This window comes from Alcanivorax xiamenensis, assembly GCF_009846745.1.
GTDB lineage: Bacteria > Pseudomonadota > Gammaproteobacteria > Pseudomonadales > Alcanivoracaceae > Alloalcanivorax > Alloalcanivorax xiamenensis.
Genome location: NZ_AQPF01000118.1, coordinates 1 through 646, shown reverse-complemented (window position 1 = coordinate 646; position 646 = coordinate 1). Strand labels below are relative to the sequence as shown.

The following is a 646-nucleotide window of genomic DNA, read 5'->3' as shown; positions in this document are numbered from 1 at the left end:
AGCGCGGATCTGTACGAGGTGGACGGCACCATTCGGGACGAAGTGTTCGAGTACGGCGCCTTCGTGCAAAGCCGCATGCACGCCGCCGGGGTGGTCTGCTCGGATTGCCACAACGCCCACAGCGGCGCCCTGCGCGCCCCCGGCAACGCGGTCTGCACACAGTGCCACAACGGCACCGGCGAGCCGGTGCGCCCGGCGATTCGTGGTGATGGCCTGCGCGCCGGCGACTACGACAGCCCGGCGCACCATCATCACGCCGCCGGCTCGCCGGGGGCGCAATGCCAGGCCTGCCACATGCCCGGCAAGGTCTATATGGGCAATGACCTTCGCCATGATCACGGCTTCACCTCGCCGGACCCGGCGCAGGCGCGGGCGCTGGGCCACGACGACGCCTGTCTGCAATGCCACGCCGGCGAGGCCGAGGGGCCGCTGATCGACGCTTTCCGCCGCTGGTACCCGGAACATCAACCGCGCGACGGCGGCTACGCGCGGGCGCTGTTCCAGGCCCGTGGCGGCGAAGCGGGGGCCGCCGGCGCGCTGTTCGAACAACTGGCGCGGCAGGATCTGCCGGCATTGCGGCGTGCCGCTCTGCTTTCTGAACTGCCGGCCTATCCGTCGGCGCGGGCGGGTCAGGCGGTGCGCGACG

At 71.7% G+C, this 646-nt stretch carries 1 protein-coding gene; it reads left to right on the top strand.

Annotated elements, in window-relative coordinates:
* The coding region (locus A6D6_RS21645) for a cytochrome c3 family protein (RefSeq protein WP_304503121.1) at positions 1-646 on the top strand (646 nt) is incomplete at both ends.